Raw genomic sequence first — 22,457 nt, 5'->3', positions numbered from 1 at the left:
GGATACACCATTTTCGGGCCCCGAGCACTGCACTGCGGGCATACGGCCATCCCTGCCCCGGCGCAGGAGCGGCCGTGCGGCGAATTTCCGTGCCGCGAATATCGCCTCAGGTCGCGGCCGCCGCAGCCACCTGCGGCCGCCGCCGGCCGAGCAGGACCAGGATCAGCACCGTGGCGCAGGAAAACACAAAGGTGAGACCCAGCGCCCCGCGGCTGCCGAACTGGGTGAGCAGGCCGACGAGGAGCGGCGGCGAGATCGCGGACGCCAGATTGAGCGGCAGCGCGATCATCGACATTGCCTTGGCGAACTCGGCCTGGTCGTAGAACACGAGCGGGATCGTCGCCCGCGCCACCGCCATCGCCCCGCTGCCGGCGCCATAGATCAGGATGAACGCCGCGACCGCCCAGGTCGCGCCCTCGCTCGTCATCAACAGCAGCATGGCGACCGGCAGCGCGGTGCCGGCCACCAGCCCGGTCGTGATCCCGTCCCACCGGCCGCCGCCGAGGAGATCGAGCCCGCGGGCGCTGACCTGGATCACGCCCAGCATCGAGCCGAACGCAAGCGCCTGCGCCGGCGCAAGGCCCTCCGCCCGCAGCAGCTCGATCAGGATCGCGCTGATGCCGAAATTGACGAAAGCGTTCATCGTGATCACGCAGACGACGAGACCGAAGGTGCTTCTCGGGATCGCAGGCGGCGGCGCCGCCTTGACCGGCCCGCCGCCTTCGCCGGTCGCAATTTTCCGGCGCGGAACGAGGAATGCATAGAGCGGGAGATTGATGAGGAGCATCATGGCCGCGTAGACGAGACAGGTGCCGCGCCAGCCGACATGACCGCTCAGGAACGAGGTGGTCGGCCAGAAGATGCTGCTGGACAGGCCCGTCACCAGCATCAGCCCGCCGATGGCGTTCTTGGCCCCTCGCCCCGCGACCTCGTTGAGCATGATGTAGGCACCGGTCGACAACGTGGCGCTGCCGCCCATGCCGAGAATGACCCAGCCGGCGAAATAGAGCATCGGCTCACGCGCGAAAAACAGGACGATGTAGCCCGGCGCGGAGACGACCGTGCCCACCATCATCACCTTGCGCGCACCGTGCCGCGCAAAGGCCCTGGCAAGCCACGGCGCACAAAGCCCCATCGTGACGTAAAGCACCGAACTGCCCGCGAACACCGCCGGCAGGCTCATGCCGAGGCCGTCGGCAAGCTCGCGGCCAACCACGGCCGGAAGACCTATTGTGCCCCACCCGATCAATTGGGTGATCGCGAGAACCAGCAGGACGCCGATGAGCCTGCCGTCAGTTTTCAAGAATCGCATTCCAAACGTCGCCTGCCCCGCAGGCGCCGATCACGCCCGAGCTACCCGTCTTACCCGCAGACTCGGCGCGCGGGAACGCCGGCCGCCGAATGGCAGGAGGCGGCCGGAAGCATGTCAGGAGGAGGCAGCAGCCACTATGCCGCCAAACCGAGCAGGGATCGCGCCTCGGCCGCGGTCGCAACGCGCCGGCCGTGGCGCGTAACCGCCTCGCAGGCGACGGACACCAGCTCGGCATTGCTGGCGGCAAGGCGCGTCTTGTCGATCCGGATATTGTCCTCGAGCCCGGTCCGCACCGCGTCGGCACCGCGCGCGAGCGCCCAGCCCATCACCTCGGCCTGGTGACGTCCGATCCCGGCGGCGGTCCAGGTCGCCTTCGGGATCAGCCGCCGCAATTCGCCCAGCAGGATATCGAGCACATGCTCGTCCGCCGGCATCGCGTTCTTGACGCCCATGACGAACTGCACGTGCGGACGCTGGTCCATCAGCCCCGCCTCGATCAGGCGGCGCGCACCGTGCAGGTGCGACAGATCGAAGATCTCGATTTCCGGCCGGATGCCATTCGTCTTCATGCCGGTGGCGAGCAAGTCAACGAGGGCGGCGCTGTTCTCGTAGACGATGGTCGGGAAGTTCACCGAGCCCGTGGACAGCGAGGCCATGTCCGGCTTCAGATAGAGCGACGATCCGCGCGCCGAGGGATCGCGCCCTCGCCCGCCGGTCGAGAACTGGACGATCATCCCAGGGCAATGCTTTTTGATCCCCTGCTGCACCAGGGCAAAGCGCTCGGGATCGGAGGACGGCGTCTCGTCGTCGTTGCGCACATGGATATGGGCGAGCGTGGCGCCGGCCTCGAAGGCCTGGTGCGTCGACTCGATCTGCTCGGACGGCAGGATCGGCACCGCCGGGTTGTCCTTCTTGCGCGGAACGGAGCCGGTGATGGCGACGGCAACGACGACGGGGTTCATCTTGAGACCTCATGAGGATCGCGCTCGCGCGCACAAAGCCGGATAGACACATAACGCCTGAAGCCCTGCCGCTGCAAATATCGTGGTTCGCAGCGGCATGGCCTCGTCACGTTTCCGTCAGGTCGGAATGGCGGCCGCACCGCTTGCGGCCTCCGTGCGCCGCCGCTCGTAGTCGGCGCGCGGCATCGGCACGGCCTTGGGATTGCCGAGATCGTCGATGCTGATCCGGTAGGTCTCCCGGGCCGTGAGGGCCGCCAGCGCGGCGATGACCGTGATGCCGAACGCGATCGCCCCAACCGTCAGGGGAATGTTGGCCGAGCCGGGAGGCGCCACGGTCGCGAACAGCGCCGGCAGCAATGCAGTGATGGTGGTGCCGATGTTCTGCGAGATCGCCATCGCCGACACACGGGTGCGGGTCGGAAACAGCTCCGGATAGAAGCTCGGGAAGATCGCGTTGTAGCCCTGATAGACCACGCCCCACATCAGCAGCGAGAGAAAGATTGCCAGCGGCACGTTCCTGATGCTGATGGCGTAGAGATAGCCGAAGGCGAGCAGACCGGAGAGCAGCGCGCCCACGATGATCGGAGGCTTGCGGCCGACCTTGTCGGAGAGATGCCCGACGAAGGGAATGACGAACACGGCGAGCATGTTTCCGAGCACGGGGATCCAGAGATAGACGTCCTTGGCAAAGCCGATGCCATAGGCCGGCTGCACCGCGTAGGCCGCACCGAAGATGGTCGCGACGACGGGGATGACGTTCATCAGCGCCATGCAGATCACCCTGAGCATGTCGCGCCAGCTCAGCTTGATGGCCTGGACGATCGGCGCCCGCGGTGTCTCTCCCCGCTCGCCCTCGCGGGCAAAGGCCGGGGTCTCGTCGACCTCGCGGCGAATGATGTAGCCGGCGACGATGACGAAGAAGCTGAGCAGGAAGGGGATGCGCCAGCCCCAGCTGTTGAAGGCGTCGGTCGGCATATAGGCCGCCAGCGGCAGAAAGACCGCGGCTGCCAGAATTTGTCCGGCCTGCACACCCTGGAGTGCAAAGCTCGCATAGAAGCCGCGCCGGCCGAACGGCGCATGCTCCAGGATCATCGAGCTCGCGCCGGAGATTTCACCGGCAACGGCAAATCCCTGCACGAGACGCAGGATGACGAGGAGGATCGGCGCGAGGATGCCGACCTGATGATAGGTCGGCAGAAGGCCGACGGCCATGGTCGAGATGCCCATCAGGAACATGCAGACGATCAGCACCGTCTTGCGGCCGTGGGTGTCGCCCCAATGTCCGAGCACGAAGGCGCCGATGGGGCGCGCCACATAGCCGACGCCATAGGTCGCCAGCGATGCGACGATCGCGACGGTGGGGTTTTCGGACGGAAAGAAGATTTGCGGGAAGATCAGCGAGGCGGCAGTCGCGTAGATGAAGAAGTCATAATATTCGAGAGCCGAACCGATCCAGCCGCTGGCAGCAGCCTTCCGGGACTGACTCATCTGATGGGTCGCGGTCATCTGAAAAATTCCTCCACTGGATTTGCTGACGGCCCGTTGGCGGGCTTCGCTCGAAATTGGGCAGCATTCTCCGGTCGCCCTGCGGGTCGCCGCGAGCGCTCGTCACTGCCGATGGGTGTCTGATTGACTGCGACAATAGGCTATCGCCGGGGTAACACAATTACCCTGTTATGCGATAAACCTAACATGATGTTATCTGGGCTGAGGGCCCATCTGCCGGGCGGACAGATGCAAGAGTCCGCTATGCAGCAATAGCGGCCGAATGCTGTGGCGGAGCCAAATGGCGCGATGGGGCAGAAACGGAAGTGAACTCCTAGCCAGCTTTCCTTTTTGGCGGTCAGGATGATTTACCAATCCTTAGCTGCTCGTTATGCACAACCCAAGGTCGTTGACTCGCCAGTAAGCGGCTTCAAGGTATTGGTATAGGTCATGGATCTGTCGCGGGCGAGATGGCTGGCTGTACTCTGCCTTTTGGGCATCATTCTCACAGCTTGCGGCGGCTCGTTCAGCGAGACCATCAGGTACCGATTGACATTTAACGTAGACGTCGATGGCTCGCTCGTGAGCGGCTCTGGCGTCATTCAGGTCAAGCAGTCCGATATGAGAGCCCTCTTTGGCTCAATGGGAGGTACCGGGAGCGAGGTAAATGGCGAAGCTGTAATAGTCAATCTTGGCCCTCGCGGTACGCTCTTCGCACTGTTGCGGGGGCAGAGCGTCGGCTTCAGAACTCTCGGGGGTCCCGCATGGCTGCTGTTTCATGCGTTTGCCGACGTGCACAAGCGCGAGGCCGAACCACTCCCGAAGGTGCAACTCTTAAAAGAACAGCGCCCACGTCGCGTGTTGCGTGTGGACGAAATTCCGATGTTGGTGCACTTCCGTGATCTCGATGACCCCAAATCGGTCGAACAGGTTGAGCCCGCAAATCTAGCTGCAGCCTTCGGTCCTGGCGTTGCACTTCGCGAAGCTGTCATCGAAGTGACGGATGACCCAGTCACAGTTGGCATCGAAAACAAGTTGCCCTGGCTCAAGAAGCTCAACGGCCAACTGGACGGAGATCGGCTTCATCATGGAGCTACGCTTTCAAACGATCTGAACCGTTATGATTTCTATCAAAGGTACAATTGAGCTCAATCGACCGTAATTGATGCGGCCGCGCGTACGCTTCGGGTCAAAAGCGGTTGAGGACGTGACGCTTGCGGAAGGTCCGGTACGGGCCAAAAAGCAACCTTTCAAAACGCGAAGTTCACTATGTCAGCTACGTAGTGTCCAAGAACTGCAGGCCAAAGTGCCGCGGATCGGCGGTACGACATCATCAACAAGCCGCCTGTCACCATAGCCGCGCCAAAATTCCCGAAACCCGTCCACCAGTGAACGGCTCCAAACAAAAATGAGGTTGCGAGAATCAAGGCATAGCCGTCATCCAAATAGCTCTTGAGCAGATGACGCGCACAGCGGCGGAATAAGATCTCCTCACTTAAGGCGACTAGCCCAAGACCGAAAAAGATATCGACGACATGTAGCCAGCCTTGCACTTCAGGATATGTCCCGAGCACTGTCGCAGGTAGGACTCCATCAATGGTTCGTCGGATCCAGCCGCCCCATAATGGTCCACGAGGACAATGCCAACAATCCAGATGGTCGCTTCCCATCGCGCTATTCGAAGTGGTTCAAATCGGAAGGCTATCTTCCGCGCAGCAGGTATCGCGCACAGAACTGCCAAGGCCCCGAGGCGGCCTGCGTAATCCCAGGCGATCCATGCTGCCGGATCGGACTGTTGCAGTCTTACAATTTGCGACACTGCCATTGGGATGAGGGCCGCCGCGAACCAGAGAGGCGTGGGTATCGGGCGAGCCATCATCATGTATCTTTAGCGCGGCTAATACATTCACGGCAATGCGGCCTAGCGAGCAGGACACGTCCGCTTTGGGTCAAGTGCTGACCTCCGCCAAGGCTGGACACTATGTCCCCTATAAGCCAACAGCAGAATTCCAAGGGATGCGCTGGCCCACGCAGGATTGCAGCCGCTAGATCCCTTACGTCAGCTCGTCCAACCACTGCTGAGCCAATTTCAGCTCACCGGGCGTGTTTGAATGGCGAGAGCCCATCTGCAGGAACCGCGCATGAAGCGTGAAGGATTCCATACCGCACTTGTCGCGCAGGCGCTCAATTCTTGAGCCCAATTCAAGTAGCTCCTCCCTTGCCGGGCTGCGCAGGCCGACCCGTTCGTATGAGCCGAAGAGCCCCCATTGTCCCTTGGCGCACGCTTGCAAAGCCGAGAGGAGCAATTCGCCATATGCAGCTTCAAAGGCCGCGAGCTGCCGTTCGTACGAGGGTCTCATCGGCTGGGATACGTTTTTGGGTCAAAAAATGCAGCGAGACCAGAGATGACTGCAACAACGGCCAAGAATAGGACAGTGGTAGGATCGATGAACGGATACAAGACCGCCACTATTCCGACGACGATCAGAGCTGGTCCAATGAGCGTGGGGTGCGTCTTAAGCCAGTTGATCACCCTGTGGCGGACCTGAGGGATGTAGGCCCTAGCCGCGAGGAGAGCGACAAGTACAACAAGCCATTTCGGCATGGAAGGAAGCGCCTCATTTGCCCTACAACCAACAATAGCTAAGCGAGCTTTCGTCCGCATGAAGAATAGGATTCAAATTATAGCGACTACTGGCCAGTGCCTGTCTTGGGTCAATTCACGACTGGGTCCGGCCTGCAGCGGGCGCGGTCGACCATAAGCTTGTTTACGATCCGTCCAACCTGCTCATGCTATCGTGTGGGTCATGGCCTAACCGAGAGGCACCCCGGAGAGTGCGAGATTGCCATGTTGCGACAAGCGATGAAATGCGCGCTTCTGGCGATGGCCTTCTTCAGCAGCGCCGCCCTGCTTCTCGCCATCACTCACAAAGGCGCCGGCGGCGAATTCTTCATCCGAATGGTCGTTACGTTGCCAATGCTCGTTGTATTCGCCACGATCACCACGGCCATTATCTACGTGGTTGCCGCAGGCGCTGCCGCGCTCGCCAAGCACTCTTCGCTTGTTGCCGCCTCGATCTCTGGAATATTGGGTTGGATCGCCGCGAGCGGCGGCTATCGGTCCTTTGAGGGACTGGGCGGATATAGCGACCTTATTCAGCCCGCCTACGCCATCTCCCTCGTTACCCCCTGGCTTATCTTCGCTCTCAAAGACCGTGCCAGATAGCGAAGGATCAATCGCCTGTTCTCGTAGACGCGCTGCAAGTCCGGCAGCGTGAATTCCGCCGGCATCAGATAGGCCGGCAGCGAGGTGTACTCCACCTTGTTGCGCAGGCTGTGGCGCAGCCAAATGGCGCTAAGGGCCAAAAGCGGCTGTCGCATGCCGTCTCCTGAACTGAAAGGAGAGGTCGCCTTGCAAACGGCATCTCCTTCGCGCGGGACGGCGATGACGGATGAGAGATGTCGTCAAGATCTGATGAACGAGAGCAGGTCGGGGTTGAGGACATCCGCATGCGTGGTCAGCATGCCATGGGGGTAGCCGGGATAGGTCTTCAGCGACCCGTTCCTGAGCAAGTTGACCGCACGCGGCACGGAGCTTGCGAACGGGACGACTTGATCAGCCTCGCCATGCATCACCAGCACCGGCACGGTGATCTTCTTGAGGTCTTCAGTATAATCTTCGAGCCAAGAGGCGACAGTTGCGTGGTGAGCGAGAGCACCACCGGCCATGCCTTGGCGCCACCAGTTCGCAATGATTGCCTCAGAAGGCTTGGCCCCATCGAGGTTGTACCCGTAGAACGGATTCTCAGGGACGAAACGGTAAAATTCCGACCGGTTGCCCAGCACGCCTGCCCGGATCGCTTCGAACCACTCCTGCGGTTGACCCGACGCGTTGGTCTCGCTCCGGTACATGTTCGGCGTCAGTGAAGCGACCAGAACCGCCTTCGCGACGCGCTCCTGGTGGCGAGCGACATAGCGAGCCACCTCACCACCGCCTGTCGAGTGCCCGATGTGGATCGCATCGCGCAGGTTGAGGTGTTCAGTCAGGGCCGCGAGGTCGGCAACCCAACGGTCCATGTCGTTGCCGGTGCTTGGCTGGTCGGACCGGCCATGGCCGCGCCGGTCGTGGGCGATCACCCGATACCCGTGATGAAGGAAGAACATCATCTGGGCATCCCAGTCGTCCGCTGACAGCGGCCAACCGTGGCTGAACACGATCGGCTGACCTGATCCCCAATCCTTGTAGAAGATGTTTACGCCGTCATTGGTCGTGATTGTGGACATCGAGTCGCCCCATCTGCGCTGTCAGACATTGTATTGAAAGGACAAGCGATCAATTGATCCATTGAGCCACGCGTTACTCAATTTCGCGGGCAGAGTTTTTGACTTTCGGGATCACTTCGCCGAAGCAACGTCGCGACTACAAGCCTCATCATGATGATGGACGGACACAGCTACGTCTTTCGAAAAAGCCCGAAGTAGAAGCCTGACCGGTCGGGTCTCTCGCTGTCAGGTTTCCTTCGCAGCACCAATCGATGCGACTGTCCTCAACGGGCCAATTCACGACTGAGTCCAGCCAGCAGCAGGTCCGGTCACGGCCGCTTTGCCCCCGAAAGCCGAAGTGAAGTCAGATCAGGAGCGACATCAGCGACAGCCCATTGATGCAGCCGCCCCAAGACGTGATGCAAGCGCCGAACCGGAACCTCGGATCATGCGTCACGAACTCGGTCGCCGCGACATCATTCCGGCGGATTGAACGTCCGCACGAAATACACGGGCTCCCTGCCCTTCTTCAGGCGATAGAGCTGCGCCGGACGGTTGGGGCCGCGCCGCATCTTCGCGACCGGCTCGATCATGTCGGCCGACAGGATCCGCGTCCGGAACGCACTCTTCTCCAGCGAACGGTCGAGCACGATCTCGTAGACGCGCTGCAGGTCCGGCAGCGTGAATTCCGCCGGCATCAGATAGGCGGGCAGCGAGGTGTACTCCACCTTGTTGCGCAGGCGCTGGATAGCCGTTGCCAGGATGTCGCCGTGGTCGAAGGCGAGCTTGTCCTTGAGCCGGCCCCCTTGAATCGGAAACCAGCGCGCATCGGGTGCGAGCGTGCCGGCGTCGTCCGGGATCAGCGCGAAATAGGCGTGCGTCGCCGACCAGCCGCGCGGATCGCGCGTCGCACTGCCCCAGCTTCCGAGTTGCTCGAGATAAGGGCTCGTGACGCCGGTCTTCTCCCTAAGCTTGCGCGCCGCACAGGCCGCGAGATCGCGGTCCTTGGCGACGTCGACGAAGCCGCCCGGCAGCGCCCAGGCTTGCGGAAACGGCTCGCCCTCGTCCGCCGGGCGTTGCACCAGCAACACCTGGAGGCTGTCGCCCGAAATCCTGAAAATCACGACGTCGACCGTGGTCAGGGGCCGCGGAAAGTCCAATTGCCCTGACTTTCCAAGGTCTTTGCTTCTGGGCTCGCCTGCCATCGCCACCTCCGCTGATCGGCCTTGACAGTAGCATGGTTAGTTGTACAGTCCAACTTACTTAGTTGCTCAGACACACTTACTAAGGACCCCACGGAGAAAGCCATGTTTGGCGTCAGGTTCATCAAGGCCCAGCCCACCACTTATCTGATGAAGTATCGCGCCGGCGCTGTCGTCGCCGAGGGCGCCGGTCTGTCCGCGCTCTACTACGCGCCGGTGACCATGCTCGTCGCCGTGCCGATCGGCAGCCGCGACGCCTCCTTCATCTTCCAGCAGATCGCGCGCGACTTTCAGACGCTGACGGTGCAGGGCCATGTCACCTACCGCATCAACGAGCCGAAGAAGGCGGCCGCGATGCTCGACTTCACGCTGAAGGCCGACGGCAGGACCTACGAGACCGACGATCCCGAGAAGCTGCCGCAGCGTATCCTCGGCACGGTCGAGGTCCTCGCCCAGCAGGCGATCAAGGAGCTGACGCTGAAGGACGCGCTGCAGTCCTCCGACCGCATCGCCGACATCATCGCGGCAGGCTTGCGGGCGCGCGCCGACATCGCCGCGCTCGGCCTCGAGATCCTCGGCGTGTCCATTCGCGGCATCAAGCCGACGCCCGACACCGCGAAGGCGCTGGAAGCGGAAGCGCGCGAGGCGATCCTGAAGACTGCGGACGAAGCGATCTTCGCCCGGCGCAATTTCGCCGTCGAGCAGGAGCGCGCCATTCGCGAAAGCGAGCTCGACACCGAGATCGCGGTCGAGCAGAAGAAGCGCTCGATCCGCGAGACCCAGATGGACGCCGAGGCGAGCGTCGCCGCCAAGCGCAACGAGCTGAGGCAGGCCGGCATGGCCGCGGACATCGTGCTGGAAGGCAAGCGCAAGGATTTCGTCGGCCTCAATGCCGAGAACACCAGGACGCTGGCCGACGCGGAGGCCTATCGTGTCGGGGCGCTGATGAAGATCTTCGAGGGTGTCGACACCCGCGTGATCCAGGCGCTCGCCGCGTCCGGCATGCAGCCGGGGCAGCTGATCGCGCAAGCCTTCACCGGCATCGCCGAAAAGGCCGAGAAGATCGGCCAGCTCAACGTCTCTCCGGACCTGCTCAGCCAGTTGATGGAGAAGCCGAAGCCCGAGGCCGCCAATGCCCGCCGCCAATGACCGCAAGATCGTGCTGGTGACGCGCCGGACCAGGCTCGAGGACCTGATCGCGCGTTACCTGACGCCGGCGCAGGCGCGCTTCTACGTCGAGCATCTCGGCGCCGACTTCTCCGACTACGAGCGCGAGCACGAGGTCTACCAGGCGCAGCGTCACGCGACGCTGCAGGTGCTGGAGCAATGGGGGCGCTATCAGGTCATCGAGCGCGGGTTCCTGCCCAACTTCATCTTCGCGCCCGACGACATCGTGGTTGCGCTCGGTCAGGACGGCGTCGTCGCCAACACGATGAAATATCTCGACGGCCATCCGCTGATCGGGGTCAATCCGGAACCGGCGCGCCATGACGGCATTCTCCTGCCTTTCGCGCCTGGGGATCTCGCAAAGCTCCTGCCTGATGTCGCCGCCGAGAAGCGTGATAGCCAGGCCGTGACGATGGCGGAAGCGCGGCTCTCCGACGGCCAGGTGCTGCACGCCGTGAACGACCTGTTCGTCGGCGCACGCACGCATGTCTCGGCCGTCTACGAGATCGCGGCCGGCGGGACGACGGAGCGGCAGTCCTCGAGCGGGCTGATCGTCTCGACCGGGCTCGGCTCGACCGCCTGGTTCAAGAGCATCGTCACCGGCTCGCTTGCGATCGCCGGCAGTTTCGGCCAGCCCTCCCCGCCGGCCAGCTACGACGCCCTGCCCTGGGACGCAGCAGAGCTGCGCTTCGCCGTGCGCGAACCCTTCCCGAGCCGCCACTCGCAGACCAATCTCGTCTGCGGCCGGCTGGCGTCCGAGGATCAATTGCGCATCCGGTCCCTGATGGCGGAAAACGGCGTCATCTTCAGCGACGGCGTCGAGGCCGACCGCCTCGACTTCAACGCGGGCGCCGAGGTCACGATCGGAATTGCCGCGCGGCGCGGGCGACTGATCGTGTGACCGCGCTAGATGCCGAGCGCGTTCTCACCGGCCTCGCGACCGGGCACGCTGACATGGACCTCGTGGCCCTCGCGCAGGGCCAGCGACGCCGCAGCGACCGCCGACTCGAAGGCGGCTTCCTTGGTGGCATATCGGCTCTTGACGTCGCCGTCGTGCAGCACGCCCCATTCGTCCTGCACCGGCACGATCGCGTATTGAGCAAGGCCCATGGTCTCATCCTCCAGTCCATCAAATCCGGGGTCTAACGCTGCGTGAGCTGCGGATGCGCCGCGGTCACGCGCCAGACCGTGTTGCCGCTGTCGTCCGCGACCAGCAGCGCGCCTGATTTGTCGATGGCGACGCCGACCGGCCGGCCGCGCGCCTTGTTGTCGCTGTTGAGGAAGCCGGTGACGACGTCCTGCGCCGGACCGCTCGGCTTGCCGTCGCTGAACGGCACGAACACCACCTTGTAGCCGTTCAGGTTCTGCCTGTTCCAGCTGCCATGCTCGCCGACGAAGGCGCCGCCGCGATAGGCGCTCGGCAGGCTCGTGCCGGTGTAGAACGCCATTCCGAGAGGGGCGACATGCGAGCTCAGGGCGTAGTCGGGCACGATCGCCTTGGCGACGAGATCGGGACGCTCCGGCTTGACGCGGGGATCGACGTGCTGGCCGTAATAGCTGTAGGGCCAACCGTAGAAGCCGCCGTCCTTCACCGACGTCATGTAGTCGGGCACGAGGTCGGGACCGAGCTCGTCGCGCTCGTTCACCACCGTCCACAGCGCGCCGGTCTGCGGCTCGAAGCTGAGGCCGTTCGGATTGCGCAGCCCGCTTGCGAAGATCCGCCAGCGCCCGCTGGCGCGATCGACCTCGAGGATGGCGGCGCGGTTGTGCTCGGCCTCCATGCCGTTCTCGGTGATGTTGCTGTTGGAGCCGACGCCGGCATAGAGCTTCGAGCCGTCGGGGCTGGCGACGAGGCTCTTGGTCCAGTGGTGGTCGATCGGCCCGCCCGGCAGCGGCGTCAGCACCGTGCCCGGCGCGGTGATCTTGGTGTCGCCTTCGGTGTAGGGATATTTCACGATCGCGTCGGTGTTGGCGACATAGAGATCGTTGCCGACCAGCGCGACGCCGAAGGGCGAATTGAGGTGGTCGAGAAAAACGCTCTGCGTGTCCGGCACGCCGTCGCCGTTGGTGTCGCGCAGCAGCGTGATGCGATTGCTCGGTCCGGTATCGCCACCCGAGGTCGCCCAGGACTCGATATAGCCCATCACGATTTCCTTGGGCCGCTTGATCGGAGCGGATGTGGGCGCCTTGGATTCCACCACCAGCACGTCGCCATTGGGGAGCACGTAGAGGAAGCGCGGATGTTGCAGACCCGTGGCAAAGGCCTTGGCCTGCAGGCCCTGCGCGACCGCCGGCGTCTCGTCCTTCTTCCAGCCGACGATGCGCGCGATGTGCATCGGCGGCAGCCAATATTGCTGGATGTCGGGAAGCTTCGGGTTGGCGCCGATCTGCGCCTTGGGATCGCCGCTGCCGTCATCGCAAGCGGCCAAGCTCAGCAGCGAGATGCACGCGAGCGCGCGGACAATCGAAGACTTCATCGCGCAACTCCCACGCCGTGGCGATACACCATGGCCCAGCCCAGCCAGCCGGTGACGGGCAGGATCAGCACGGTGATGATCGACAGAATGAGCCCGGCCGGCCACACCGAGGTCCAGGCATCGCGGGTGTGGATCAGCGCGTTGATGGTGGCGAGGACCAGCACGATGGCGTTGCCGATCAGATGCGGCCAGGCCGGCGTCTGCGCCCGCACCAGGCGGTTGCCGAGGAAATCGACGAGGCCGGCGATCGCCGCCAGCACGCCGAAAACGACGCCGACCAGGAGAAGCCAGGCGGAGAAATTCGCCCACATGATCTCGGCGCTGACGACGTAGGCGATGTCGGTCAGCAGCGCGCCGATGAAGCACGCGATCGGAATCGGCACCAGCATCGGATGAATCGGATGGCCCGCGATTTGCGCGGTGGAGCGCACGCGCACAGCTTCTTGCACGGTTGGCCTCGTGTGGCTTTCGCCCTACCCGACCGGCCAACTCGCGCTTGTGGCGAAGGTTCCTACCTCTGCACGGCCCCGGGCGCCTCGACCTGATACGCCGCATATGCGCGCTTCAAGCCATCGTGAAGCGAGGTCGTCGCGCGCCAGCCGAGCTTTGCCAGGCGGCTGACGTCGAGCAGCTTGCGCGGGGTGCCGTCGGGCCGCGACGTGTCGAAGCTGATCTCGCCGCTGTAGCCGACGATGTCGGCCACCACGCGCGCGAACTCGGCGATGGCGATGTCCTCGCCGGTGCCGATGTTGACCAGTTCCGGGCTGGAATAGGTCTTCATCAGGTGCACGCAGGCATCGGCCATGTCGTCGACATACAGGAACTCCCGCCGCGGCGTGCCGGTGCCCCACACCACGACGTTCTTCGCGCCCGACACCTTGGCTTCGTGGAAGCGCCGGATCAGGGCGGCGACGACGTGACTCATCTCGGGGTGATAATTGTCGCCGGGACCGTAGAGGTTGGTCGGCATCACGCTGATGAAGTCGCATCCGTACTGGCTGCGATAGGCCTCGACCATCTTGATGCCCGCGATCTTGGCGATCGCATAGGGCTCGTTGGTCGGCTCCAACGGGCCGGTCAAGACCGAGTCCTCGCGCAGCGGCTGCGGCGCCAGCTTCGGATAGATGCAGGACGAGCCCAGAAACATCAGCTTCTCGGCGCCGTTCTGACGCGCGGCCTGGATCACGTTCGCGGAGATCGCGATGTTGTCGTAGATGAACTCGGCGCGCAGCGTGTCGTTGGCGACGATGCCGCCGACTTTTGCCGCGGCGAGAAAGACCGCCTGCGGCCGCACCTTCGCGAACCAGTCGAACACGGCGGCCTGGTTGCAGAGATCGACCTCGCCCCTCGTCACCGTGACGAGCCGGACGTCCTCGCGTTCGAGCCGGCGCACGAGTGCGCTGCCGACCATGCCGCGATGACCGGCGACGTAGACGCTTTTGCCCTTCAGCTCAAACGGTGCGCTTGCCATCGCCCGCGTCCCGCTTTGCCTCGGCCAGATCGCTCGCCATCATCTCGGCGACGAGTTCGGCAAAGCTCCGCTTCGGCTTCCAGCCGAGGACGTCGCGCGCCTTGCTGGCATCGCCGATCAGGAGATCGACTTCGGTCGGGCGGAAATAGGTCGGATCGACCTTCACGACGGTCTTGCCGCTCGTCTCGTCGATGCCGGTCTCCTCGACGCCCTTGCCGCGCCAGGCGATGCGGCGGCCGACCTGCGCGAAGGACAATTCGACCATCTCGCGCACCGAATGCATCTCGCCGGTGGCGAGCACGAAATCGTCGGCCTTGTCGGCCTGCAGGATCTTGTGCATGCCCTCGACGTAGTCCCTGGCATGGCCCCAGTCGCGCTTGGCCTCGAGATTGCCGAGATAGAGCGTGTCTTCCAGACCGACCTCGATGCGCGACACGCCGCGCGTGATCTTGCGGGTGACGAAGGTCTCGCCGCGGATCGGGCTCTCGTGGTTGAACAGGATGCCGTTGGAGGCGAACATGCCGTAGGCCTCGCGGTAGTTTACCGTGATCCAGTAGCCGTAGAGCTTGGCCACGCCGTAAGGCGAGCGCGGATAGAACGGCGTCGTCTCCTTCTGCGGGATCTCCTGCACCAGGCCATAGAGCTCGGAGGTCGAGGCCTGGTAGAACCGCGTCTCCTTCTCCATGCCGAGGATGCGGATGGCTTCCAGCAGGCGCAGCACGCCGATCGCATCGGCGTTCGCCGTGTATTCCGGGCTCTCGAAGCTGACGGCGACGTGGCTCTGGGCCGCGAGATTGTAGATCTCGGTGGGGCGGATCTGCTGCACCAGGCGGATCAGATTGGTCGAATCCGTCATGTCGCCATAGTGCATCAGGAACGGCACGTTGCCGACATGCGGGTCCTGGTAGAGATGATCGACGCGCGCGGTGTTGAACGAGGACGAGCGCCGCTTGATGCCGTGCACGACATAGCCGAGCGACAGCAGATATTCGGCGAGATAGGCGCCGTCCTGGCCGGTAACGCCGGTGATGAGAGCGATCCGCTCAGACATATGAACCCTTAACTCCCGCTGACCGCGCGGGCAGCCCGCCCCTTCGCGGCAACCCTCGATGTGACGTCCTTCTTTGACAGAACGGCCGCTGCGGTCAACTCTCGGAAATGCCGTGGGGAATTGGCGCGGGTGAAGAGGTTCGGGTGGAGCAGGTGATGAGCGCCACCCCAAACGATTACATTATATAAAACAATATCTTACGAGGCATCAACGGGTCTTGGTGGACGTTTTTGTTGCGCAAAATGTCGGAAGTTATGTTGGACGGGAAAACGCATCCCAATTCATCCGCCCTCTCCGCAACCTGAAAGCGACCACTCACATTGGAAATCGTGTCAAGCCGTTGCGGGAGCAATCGGCGTCGCGGAGGAAGTTCTCGGCTTCAGCCACGCAGCAGACTGTAGCGGCTTTCGGGTCCGCGAGATTGGCCCGCCACCATTGGTCCATGCCTTCGGCGACAATCAGCAGGACGGCAACCCAGTCCGACAACTCCCTCCCGCGCTTTTCAACAAATTCGGGAGATCAAGATGATCCCGTTTGCCCTCGCCCTGAAGCCGCCAGCATGTGCCGCACTTCCTCGGCCCGCTCCCTGGTCAGATTCTCAGCCAGGTCCGTCCCAATCATTGCCGGCCCCCTGCGCTCTCGATCGTAGACCATCCACCCTCTGCCGCCCATCCGAATGAAGTATCTACTCTGCATCGGCGCTTTGTCGGTCAATTGACGCCTCTCCTCGAATGATCAATGGGCTCGCAGGATCGAGGCATTCGTCCGTGACTTTCGTTCGCCCTCCCTGAATCAAATCAAAAAAAACAGCGAGGTTCCATTTGGAACCTCACTTTGCTGAGACGAAACGAAGTGCGGCAGCAAGACTCCCAGGGCGTCCGGCGCTCAATCCACCTGGAAAGCCGCTCGGCCGGCGCGCCTAACCCCAGTCATGGCCCATAGATCACCAGTTCAGAGTCCGACAAATCGGCAAGCCGGGGGCAATGCGGACCCTTGAAGTATTTGCGACCGATCGGCTCCCTGTAGATACCGACGAGGCCGGTCACGGGACCATTGGCGTCGAGAGCAACCGATATCCAACCGCGTCGAACCAGGAAACGACCAATGGCACCGGCGCACGCGATATAGTCGGCCACATCGGCGCAATAGATCATTTGCATCGATGGCAAGCTGACGCGGCCCAGCCGCATCGGCTGCAGAACGAACGGAAAGGCGCGGCCATCAACGGCGCGGCACACCAGGACGAGACAGCCGTAGAGCGCGTGGCGTGCAAGCAAGGCGACGTCGGACTCCGATAATCCCTCAATAGCCTGCGTATCCTGCCGGACGACTTCCACGCGCATATCCTTTGGAGGTCGCGATACGGCCGGAAAGGAAAAGAACAGGCCGGCGCAATAACGGCGGAACCCCTGCGCTTCGATGGCGTCCCAAGTCCATTGCGCCGGGCTGATGTTGACGTAGGTCACGTCCCTGTGACGTTGCGCGACCTTGGTCATCATCGGTGCGTAGCTGCGATAGGCGGGCTGCACATACCAGCTGGAGAGATTGCACCGGATCGAGATATTTCCGCCATCGCACCTGGCGGTGTGGATCAGGAGCAGAGCACCGACCGGCATCCGGTCATGCTCGAGCATATAGCCAAAGCGCGGGAAACTGTCGGGCGTCTCGCGCACGGCCAGGCGTCGGAGACCATCGATCCAGTAGTCGCGCGGACGCACCGGAAAGCCGTTTGCCAAGAGATCGACGATGGCGTCGAGATCGACGATTTCTATCTCACGACATCGGATCATGTTCGAACTTTCACCCGCGGCACCCGGGTCGCCCTTTGGTCAGCGGGCTTGCGCACGTGCCGGATGAGCCGATCGCGCGGCAACCAACCTGCGTCCGTGGCGCCGGGCCGCAGAGAAGGTCTCGTCTCGCGCGCCCGATGATTTTGAGCGCCCGGCTCGCTGCGACGCCAGGTACAGCAACCAGTTGCGGTAGATGCGCTGGGCCGGCAGACGCCAGACGTTGCTCAGGTCCTTCGCCAGCCGATCGACCGGAAACTCGGCGAACAGCTCCGGTTGTCTGCCGGAAATGGCTTTCTGCCGGAAAGCGATCAGGATCTCTTCCGCGCCCTCGTTCAGATACCCCCGCGGTATCGTCGGACAGACTTCGTTCTCGCCACGGAGAAAGCGTCCCATATCCCGTCGAAATTCACCCAGCAGGCTCTGGGTTTCGTATTCCGGGTGACCCTGGAAATGCACGAAAAGGCTCTTCTTCTGCGGCTTGACGAAGCAGTCCACCCCGGCCTCCGTCGACCAGGTGAGAACCTGATATCCGCAGTCCGAGAGATCCTCCTCCTGCACCTCGTTCCACCGGGCGTGGGGTATCCGGAAGGTCCGCGGCACGTCCTGCATCAACGGATGATGCCACGTCTTCGTTTGAGCGAAGACGCCGAAGCATTTGGCAGGCAGCTTGTGGCGCGGAATGCCGTCCAGGTGCAGGACCGCCCCGTGGACGGCCAGGCAGGAGAATATCGACGACACGGTATTCTCCGTCGCCCAATCCGCGATCTCGGCGAAGGTGCTCCAATATGGCTCTTCCGTCAGGCAGGAGGCCCTGGGTTCGGCACCCGTCACGATCACACCATCCAGGCGTCCGTTCAGCAGATCGCCCATGCCGCGATAGTACCGGCGCACGTAATCGCGTCCCCAATCCGAACGGGGCGTCGATTCCATCGTGTAGAAATGCAGCCTGACGCAAAGCCGTCCGGCAGCGGCATCGAGCAGGTCGAAGAGCTGGCGCTCGGTCGACATCAAGGCGGCATCCGCCATGTTGTTGACGAGCCCGATGTCGAGATATTCCTCCCGCCTTCCCGGTGAGGCCTTCGCGTCGGCGGCCCCCGACGCTCTCGAAGAGAGGTGGTGCTCGTGCGACTCGATGTCGATCAGGACAGTCATTCGATTGCCTCTATGCTTGATGAAGCATCAGTTCGCGGCGCCGAGGGCCTGGTCGAGATCCGCGAGGATGTCGTCGATGTGCTCAATTCCAACGCTCAGCCTGATCATCTCCGGTCGTACGCCGGCCTTGTGCTGTTCCTCGACCGACATTTGCCGGTGCGTTGTCGATGCGGGATGGCAGGCGAGCGTCTTCGCATCGCCGATATTGACCAGCCGCTTGCAGAGATTCAGCCTGTCGTAAAATCTTTTGCCCGCTTCGAATCCTCCAGCCACGCCAAAAGTCAGAAGCGAACATGCCCGACCGGCCAGATATTTCTGCGTCAGCGCAAAATAGGGGTTGTCGTGAAAGCCCGCATAATTCACCCATCCGACGCGACGGTCATGGCGCAGGAATTGTGCGACCTTCTCGCCGTTCTCCACGTGCCGCTCGATCCGGAGGGCGACGGTCTCGATGCCCTGAAGCAGCAGGAAAGCATTCATCGGCGCCAGCACGGCCCCGGTGGTCCTTTGAGAGACGGCGCGGCAGCGCGCAATGTAGGCGGCGGCACCGTAACGCTCGGTAAAGACCAGGCCGTGGTACGATTTCTCCGGCTCGTTCATCATCGCGAAGCGCCGGCGATGCTCCGCCCACGGGAATCTGCCGCCGTCGACGATAATTCCACCGAGCGTCGTGCCGTGCCCGCCCATGAATTTCGTCAGCGACTCCACGACGATGTCCGCACCATACTCGATCGGCCGGAGCAGGATCGGCGTCGGCACGGTATTGTCGACGATCAGCGGGACGCCCCGCCGGTGGGCGACGTCGGCCATCGCCTCGATGTCGCAGACGTTTCCGGCGGGATTGCCGACGCTCTCGCAAAACACGGCCCGTGTATCGTCGTCGATGAGTTCGGCGACGCTCTCCGGCCGGTCGTCTTCCGCAAAGCGGACCGCAATGCCCTGCCGCGGCAGGATGTGGGCGAACAGCGTATGCGTGGTGCCGTAGAGCTGCGGCACCGAGACGACGTTGGACCCCATCTCCGCGATGTTGACGATCGCATAGTTCACGGCGGCCTGACCGCAGGCAACGCTGAGTGCGTCGATCCCTCCTTCGAGCGCGGCGACGCGCTTCTCCAGCACGGCGTTGGTGGGATTGCCGATCCGGGTGTAACGGAAACCGTCCACTTCGAGATTGAAGAGCGCGGCTCCATGATCGGCGCTGTCGAACACATAGGAAGCGGTCTGGTAGATCGGCACGGCAACGGCTTTCGTTGCCGGGTCGCTTTCGAAGCCGCCGTGGACCGCGAGCGTTTCTCTGCGCATGGTCGCCGGCCCTACGGCTCTCCGGTCCCGGCCTAGCTCCCGACTTCCTTGGCGCATCGCAATTCCTCGATTGTCGAAATCGGCCGGCGGTCGGCCTCCGGGAAGCCCAGCAGGTCGCGCACCGCGATCGGCCACAGGTCGACGTCCTTGCCGTGGGTGTGGAACATGGCGACGGCGAGACGGTCCATTCCGAAGGCCACGCAGGCCGTGTGGGCCGGCGCCGATGCGGCATCGACGATGCCCCAGGTCATGCCGAAATGATCCCGGTGGTAATTGAAGCTCATGCAGGCGGTCGGCTGCTCCTCGGAGCGCAAAGGCACCAGCAATTCAAACTTGAGCGACAGTTGCTTCTGGCTCACCGCCATCATCTGCCCAACGCGGCCGAAGAACGGGTCGTTGGCATGGTCGATCCTGAAGGTCAGCCCAAGATCCCGGGCGATCTTCTGCGCGCGCATCATCCAGCGCTCGCGGAATCCCGAGACCAGATCGGCACTCCCGATGCAGACGAATTCGCGCATCCGGAAGGACTGCAGCCGGTCGAGATGGCGCGAGGGTTCGCGACGGAAGCAATCGGCGGCCACGTCGAAGCGCCAGCCGCCTGGCGGCACGGGTCCCCGGCTCGCGGCGATCGGATAAACCGGATAGCAGGCGGCCGGCGACAGAACGAGATCCGCCGGTGACAGCGACGCGGTCCAGTCACCGCCGGAATCGAAGCGCCTGACCGCCGCGTCGATCTCGCTATCCAATCCGTGCAAGCCACAGACGCAGCCGAGGAGATTGGGAAAGCTTTTCAGATAGCCGGACTTCTCGAGCTGGGCCCGATTCATGACGGGCGGGAAACGCATCACCTCGGTGTCCGGCTCGCGATTCCGCGAGATCACCGCCGCAATCCGCTCCACGACGTCTTCGTAGAGCGCGGTGCGGCCGTAGACGCCGGGCGAGCCCATCTCATGAAACAGCGTGTCGGCAAGATGGTCCAACGGATCTGCCGTAAGCGAATTGGCGTCCGCCGGAGCTTCAACGATGGCGACCTTCATCGGGCCCTTTCCTTCTCAAAACAACATCAATCGCACAGAGACTCCGGAACCGCGCTCATCAGCGTGGCGGTACCCATGCTGGCGAGGATGCGATCGTTGTTGATCATGATCGGAGCGGAAAGCACGTCTCGCAGGTGGCGGCCGATACTCACGTCGGTGTCGTTGCGGTATCCAGACAGGCCGCAGGTGCGCATCGCATGCATGACGGTCGCAACCGCAAGCTCGGAAGCCTCCACCTTGAGAAGATTGATCGAGGATTGGAAATCGACGGACGAGATTGCGCGCAGATCGCGTTCGCGCGCTTCATAGGACTGGAGACACGCCGCGATCACGGCGCGCAATTTGTTCAGGCTCATCCTGGCGGCAGTGTAGTGCGTCGCACCAGGAGGCAGGTTGCCGCCCGACCCGCGGGCAGCCTTGCGGATGAAGAGTTGCGCCCGGTCCACCGCGGCTGCCGCAATTCCCGCCCAGACCGAGGACCAGCACAGATGGGCGACGGGTGTCATCGTCTGCGCATGGATTTTTTCGTATGGCACCGGGAATATCTGCTCCGCGGCTCCCCTGAAATTCAGCTTGAAGCCGGCACTGCAGGTCCCACGCATGCCGAGCGTCTCCCACTCGAGGGTGCGCTCCAGCGTATAGTCATCCCGGGTGATGGCCAGCAGCACCTGATCGGATCCGGCGGCAGCGTCGGAGCGACGGGCGATGGTGATGATGCCGTCCGCCTCCGCGCCATACGAAATCACCGTCGCATCCCGCACCAACGAAATCTCGGTGCCGGCGTGCTCCACGGCAGCCGAGCTGAAGCGTATGTTTCCACCGTTCTGGCCTTCCGTGGTCGACGATGCCAGCAGCAACTGCTCGGCAGCCACGCGGCGCATGAGATTCTCGTGCCAGCCGCTGCCGGCGCCGTGACGAACCAGGCACGCAATCTTGGTCTGATGCATCGCGAAGATCATCCCGACCGAAGCGCAGGCGCGGCCGAGCGTATAGCACATGTCAGCGACCTCGGAGATCGACGCCCCGCCTCCGCCGTACTCGATCGGAATCTGAGCCCCGAGAAGTCTCTCCCTGCGCGCCGCGTCGATCGCCTTCCGAGGGAAGCACGCCGTGCGATCGACCGTCTCGGCCTCTGCCGCGGCGACTTCCGCGACCTTTGCCGTTCGCTGCCGGAAAGAGGAGTTGTCGGGAGAGAACGCTATTCGCCCGAGTTGCTTGGCGACATCGCGAAACTGGACTTCCTGCACAGTCATAGGCCGGGCCTCCCGTCTCATGGTTTTGGTGACCAGTCGATGCGAGACAGATTGAGGAGATCTACCCTCGAAACCGACAACTAGCTCACTTCCCCTACCGCGTCGTTGGCGCAGAAGTGGGTATCAGGAGGCTTCCGGTCCCGGGCGAGGTACCTCCGAAGCAGAGCTATTGACCCAAGCAACAGTTAGGTATCGTCGCATCCATGCGATCACGCTTGGCCGCGGCAGGAGACCGGCTGACATGCACAGCTTTGCCGTCAACGTTCAGAACCGCGTTCTGTCGGTCGTCAGGAACGTCCTTCAGCAGAACGAGATCGTGGCCGATGTGCATCCGGAGTCGCGGCTCGTGGACATCGGATTGAGCTCGATGGGCATGGTCGAGTTGATGCTCAAGGTCGAGGCCGAGTTCGATCTCATCCTTCCCCAACTCGAGATCACGCCCGAAAATTTCCAATCGGTGAAGGCGATGGAGCGGATGATACTCAATCAGCTTGGATCCGGGTCGGGATGAATCCGGCTGAACAGACCTCCTG

22 protein-coding genes and 1 pseudogene are annotated in these 22,457 nt (G+C 63.0%); 5 read left to right on the top strand and 18 right to left on the bottom strand.

Annotated features, from left to right (window positions below; genetic code table 11):
* Positions 1-106 precede the first annotated feature (106 nt).
* The 3 genes from JQ617_RS02615 to JQ617_RS02605 form a co-directional block, all read right to left on the bottom strand.
* Positions 107-1,312: an MFS transporter gene (locus JQ617_RS02615; protein WP_212024204.1), complete on the bottom strand. Its 1,206-nt coding sequence runs from the start codon at positions 1,310-1,312 to the stop codon at positions 107-109.
* 134 nt (positions 1,313-1,446) lie between these two features.
* A complete protein-coding gene (locus JQ617_RS02610; RefSeq protein WP_212024202.1) occupies positions 1,447-2,274 on the bottom strand; it encodes a 3-oxoadipate:acetyl-CoA acetyltransferase in 828 nt (275 codons plus the stop codon).
* A 117-nt stretch (positions 2,275-2,391) separates the two neighbouring features.
* Positions 2,392-3,780 carry an MFS transporter gene (locus JQ617_RS02605; RefSeq protein ID WP_212024200.1) on the bottom strand — a complete coding sequence of 463 codons (1,389 nt, stop codon included), beginning with the start codon at positions 3,778-3,780 and terminating at the stop codon, positions 2,392-2,394.
* A 429-nt stretch (positions 3,781-4,209) separates the two neighbouring features.
* Between JQ617_RS02605 and JQ617_RS02600 the strand changes: the two genes are divergently transcribed.
* Positions 4,210-4,905, top strand: coding sequence for a hypothetical protein (locus JQ617_RS02600; protein ID WP_212024198.1), 696 nt, complete (start codon positions 4,210-4,212; stop codon positions 4,903-4,905).
* A gap of 104 nt (positions 4,906-5,009) precedes the next feature.
* On the opposite strand, the gene JQ617_RS40430 is transcribed toward JQ617_RS02600, so the two are convergent.
* Positions 5,010-5,429 carry a CPBP family intramembrane glutamic endopeptidase gene (locus tag JQ617_RS40430; protein ID WP_502754862.1) on the bottom strand — a complete coding sequence of 140 codons (420 nt, stop codon included), beginning with the start codon at positions 5,427-5,429 and terminating at the stop codon, positions 5,010-5,012.
* A 384-nt stretch (positions 5,430-5,813) separates the two neighbouring features.
* Positions 5,814-6,119: a hypothetical protein gene (locus JQ617_RS02590; protein ID WP_212024194.1), complete on the bottom strand. Its 306-nt coding sequence runs from the start codon at positions 6,117-6,119 to the stop codon at positions 5,814-5,816.
* 488 nt (positions 6,120-6,607) lie between these two features.
* Between JQ617_RS02590 and JQ617_RS02585 the strand changes: the two genes are divergently transcribed.
* The gene (locus JQ617_RS02585; protein WP_212024193.1) at positions 6,608-6,985 is read left to right on the top strand and encodes a hypothetical protein; all 378 of its coding nucleotides are present in this window, start codon (positions 6,608-6,610) and stop codon (positions 6,983-6,985) included.
* Positions 6,986-7,005: 20 nt separating this feature from the next.
* On the opposite strand, the pseudogene JQ617_RS40340 reads toward JQ617_RS02585, so the two are convergent.
* From JQ617_RS40340 to JQ617_RS02575, 3 genes and pseudogenes are all read right to left on the bottom strand, one after another.
* Positions 7,006-7,092 (bottom strand): annotated as a pseudogene (locus JQ617_RS40340) (DNA mismatch repair protein MutT); the annotation flags it as partial.
* A gap of 132 nt (positions 7,093-7,224) precedes the next feature.
* Positions 7,225-8,043, bottom strand: a complete 819-nt coding sequence (locus JQ617_RS02580) for an alpha/beta fold hydrolase (RefSeq protein ID WP_212024191.1) — start codon at positions 8,041-8,043, stop codon at positions 7,225-7,227.
* A gap of 455 nt (positions 8,044-8,498) precedes the next feature.
* A complete protein-coding gene (locus tag JQ617_RS02575) occupies positions 8,499-9,227 on the bottom strand; it encodes an NUDIX hydrolase (RefSeq protein WP_212024189.1) in 729 nt (242 codons plus the stop codon).
* A gap of 102 nt (positions 9,228-9,329) precedes the next feature.
* Here JQ617_RS02575 and JQ617_RS02570 point away from each other — a divergent pair, with 102 nt between their 5' ends.
* Positions 9,330-10,373 carry an SPFH domain-containing protein gene (locus JQ617_RS02570; RefSeq protein ID WP_212024187.1) on the top strand — a complete coding sequence of 348 codons (1,044 nt, stop codon included), beginning with the start codon at positions 9,330-9,332 and terminating at the stop codon, positions 10,371-10,373.
* Positions 10,357-11,292, top strand: a complete 936-nt coding sequence (locus JQ617_RS02565) for a diacylglycerol kinase catalytic domain-containing protein (protein ID WP_212024185.1) — start codon at positions 10,357-10,359, stop codon at positions 11,290-11,292. The genes JQ617_RS02570 and JQ617_RS02565 overlap by 17 nt, the downstream gene beginning before the upstream one ends.
* Positions 11,293-11,297: 5 nt before the next feature.
* Here the strand turns inward: JQ617_RS02565 and JQ617_RS02560 are convergent, their stop codons facing one another.
* The 10 genes from JQ617_RS02560 to JQ617_RS02515 all read right to left on the bottom strand — a co-directional run bounded on the left by JQ617_RS02560 (position 11,298) and on the right by JQ617_RS02515 (position 21,924).
* Complete coding sequence (locus JQ617_RS02560) at positions 11,298-11,501, bottom strand: hypothetical protein (protein ID WP_063682698.1); 204 nt, start codon at positions 11,499-11,501, stop codon at positions 11,298-11,300.
* A 32-nt stretch (positions 11,502-11,533) separates the two neighbouring features.
* Entirely contained in the window at positions 11,534-12,868 is a 1,335-nt protein-coding gene (locus JQ617_RS02555; RefSeq protein ID WP_212024183.1) for a PQQ-dependent sugar dehydrogenase, read from the bottom strand.
* Complete coding sequence (locus tag JQ617_RS02550) at positions 12,865-13,317, bottom strand: DUF2231 domain-containing protein (protein ID WP_212024181.1); 453 nt, start codon at positions 13,315-13,317, stop codon at positions 12,865-12,867. Before JQ617_RS02550 ends, JQ617_RS02555 begins: the two co-directional genes overlap by 4 nt.
* Before the next feature lie 62 nt (positions 13,318-13,379).
* Positions 13,380-14,339 (bottom strand): GDP-L-fucose synthase, encoded by a 960-nt coding sequence (fcl, locus tag JQ617_RS02545; protein ID WP_212024179.1) that lies wholly within the window; start codon positions 14,337-14,339, stop codon positions 13,380-13,382.
* Positions 14,320-15,390, bottom strand: a complete 1,071-nt coding sequence (gene gmd, locus JQ617_RS02540; RefSeq protein WP_212024178.1) for a GDP-mannose 4,6-dehydratase — start codon at positions 15,388-15,390, stop codon at positions 14,320-14,322. Before gmd ends, fcl begins: the two co-directional genes overlap by 20 nt.
* Positions 15,391-16,319: 929 nt before the next feature.
* Positions 16,320-17,180: an acyl-CoA acyltransferase gene (locus JQ617_RS02535; protein WP_212024176.1), complete on the bottom strand. Its 861-nt coding sequence runs from the start codon at positions 17,178-17,180 to the stop codon at positions 16,320-16,322.
* A gap of 39 nt (positions 17,181-17,219) precedes the next feature.
* Positions 17,220-18,332, bottom strand: a complete 1,113-nt coding sequence (gene metA / locus JQ617_RS02530) for a homoserine O-succinyltransferase MetA (RefSeq protein ID WP_212024174.1) — start codon at positions 18,330-18,332, stop codon at positions 17,220-17,222.
* Positions 18,333-18,359: 27 nt separating this feature from the next.
* Positions 18,360-19,634: an O-acetylhomoserine aminocarboxypropyltransferase/cysteine synthase family protein gene (locus JQ617_RS02525; RefSeq protein WP_212024171.1), complete on the bottom strand. Its 1,275-nt coding sequence runs from the start codon at positions 19,632-19,634 to the stop codon at positions 18,360-18,362.
* A gap of 32 nt (positions 19,635-19,666) precedes the next feature.
* Entirely contained in the window at positions 19,667-20,671 is a 1,005-nt protein-coding gene (locus tag JQ617_RS02520) for an amino acid--[acyl-carrier-protein] ligase (protein WP_212024170.1), read from the bottom strand.
* 26 nt (positions 20,672-20,697) lie between these two features.
* Complete coding sequence (locus JQ617_RS02515) at positions 20,698-21,924, bottom strand: acyl-CoA dehydrogenase family protein (protein WP_212024168.1); 1,227 nt, start codon at positions 21,922-21,924, stop codon at positions 20,698-20,700.
* A gap of 241 nt (positions 21,925-22,165) precedes the next feature.
* On the opposite strand from JQ617_RS02515, the gene JQ617_RS02510 reads away from it, so the two are divergent.
* Positions 22,166-22,435 carry a phosphopantetheine-binding protein gene (locus JQ617_RS02510; RefSeq protein ID WP_063682690.1) on the top strand — a complete coding sequence of 90 codons (270 nt, stop codon included), beginning with the start codon at positions 22,166-22,168 and terminating at the stop codon, positions 22,433-22,435.
* Positions 22,436-22,457: the final 22 nt, after the last annotated feature.

Source organism: Bradyrhizobium sp. KB893862 SZCCT0404, from assembly GCF_018130885.1.
In the GTDB taxonomy this organism is placed as follows: Bacteria; Pseudomonadota; Alphaproteobacteria; order Rhizobiales; family Xanthobacteraceae; genus Bradyrhizobium; species Bradyrhizobium stylosanthis.
Note: the sequence above shows the minus strand (reverse complement) of the source record. Positions and strands in the feature narration are given on the sequence as shown.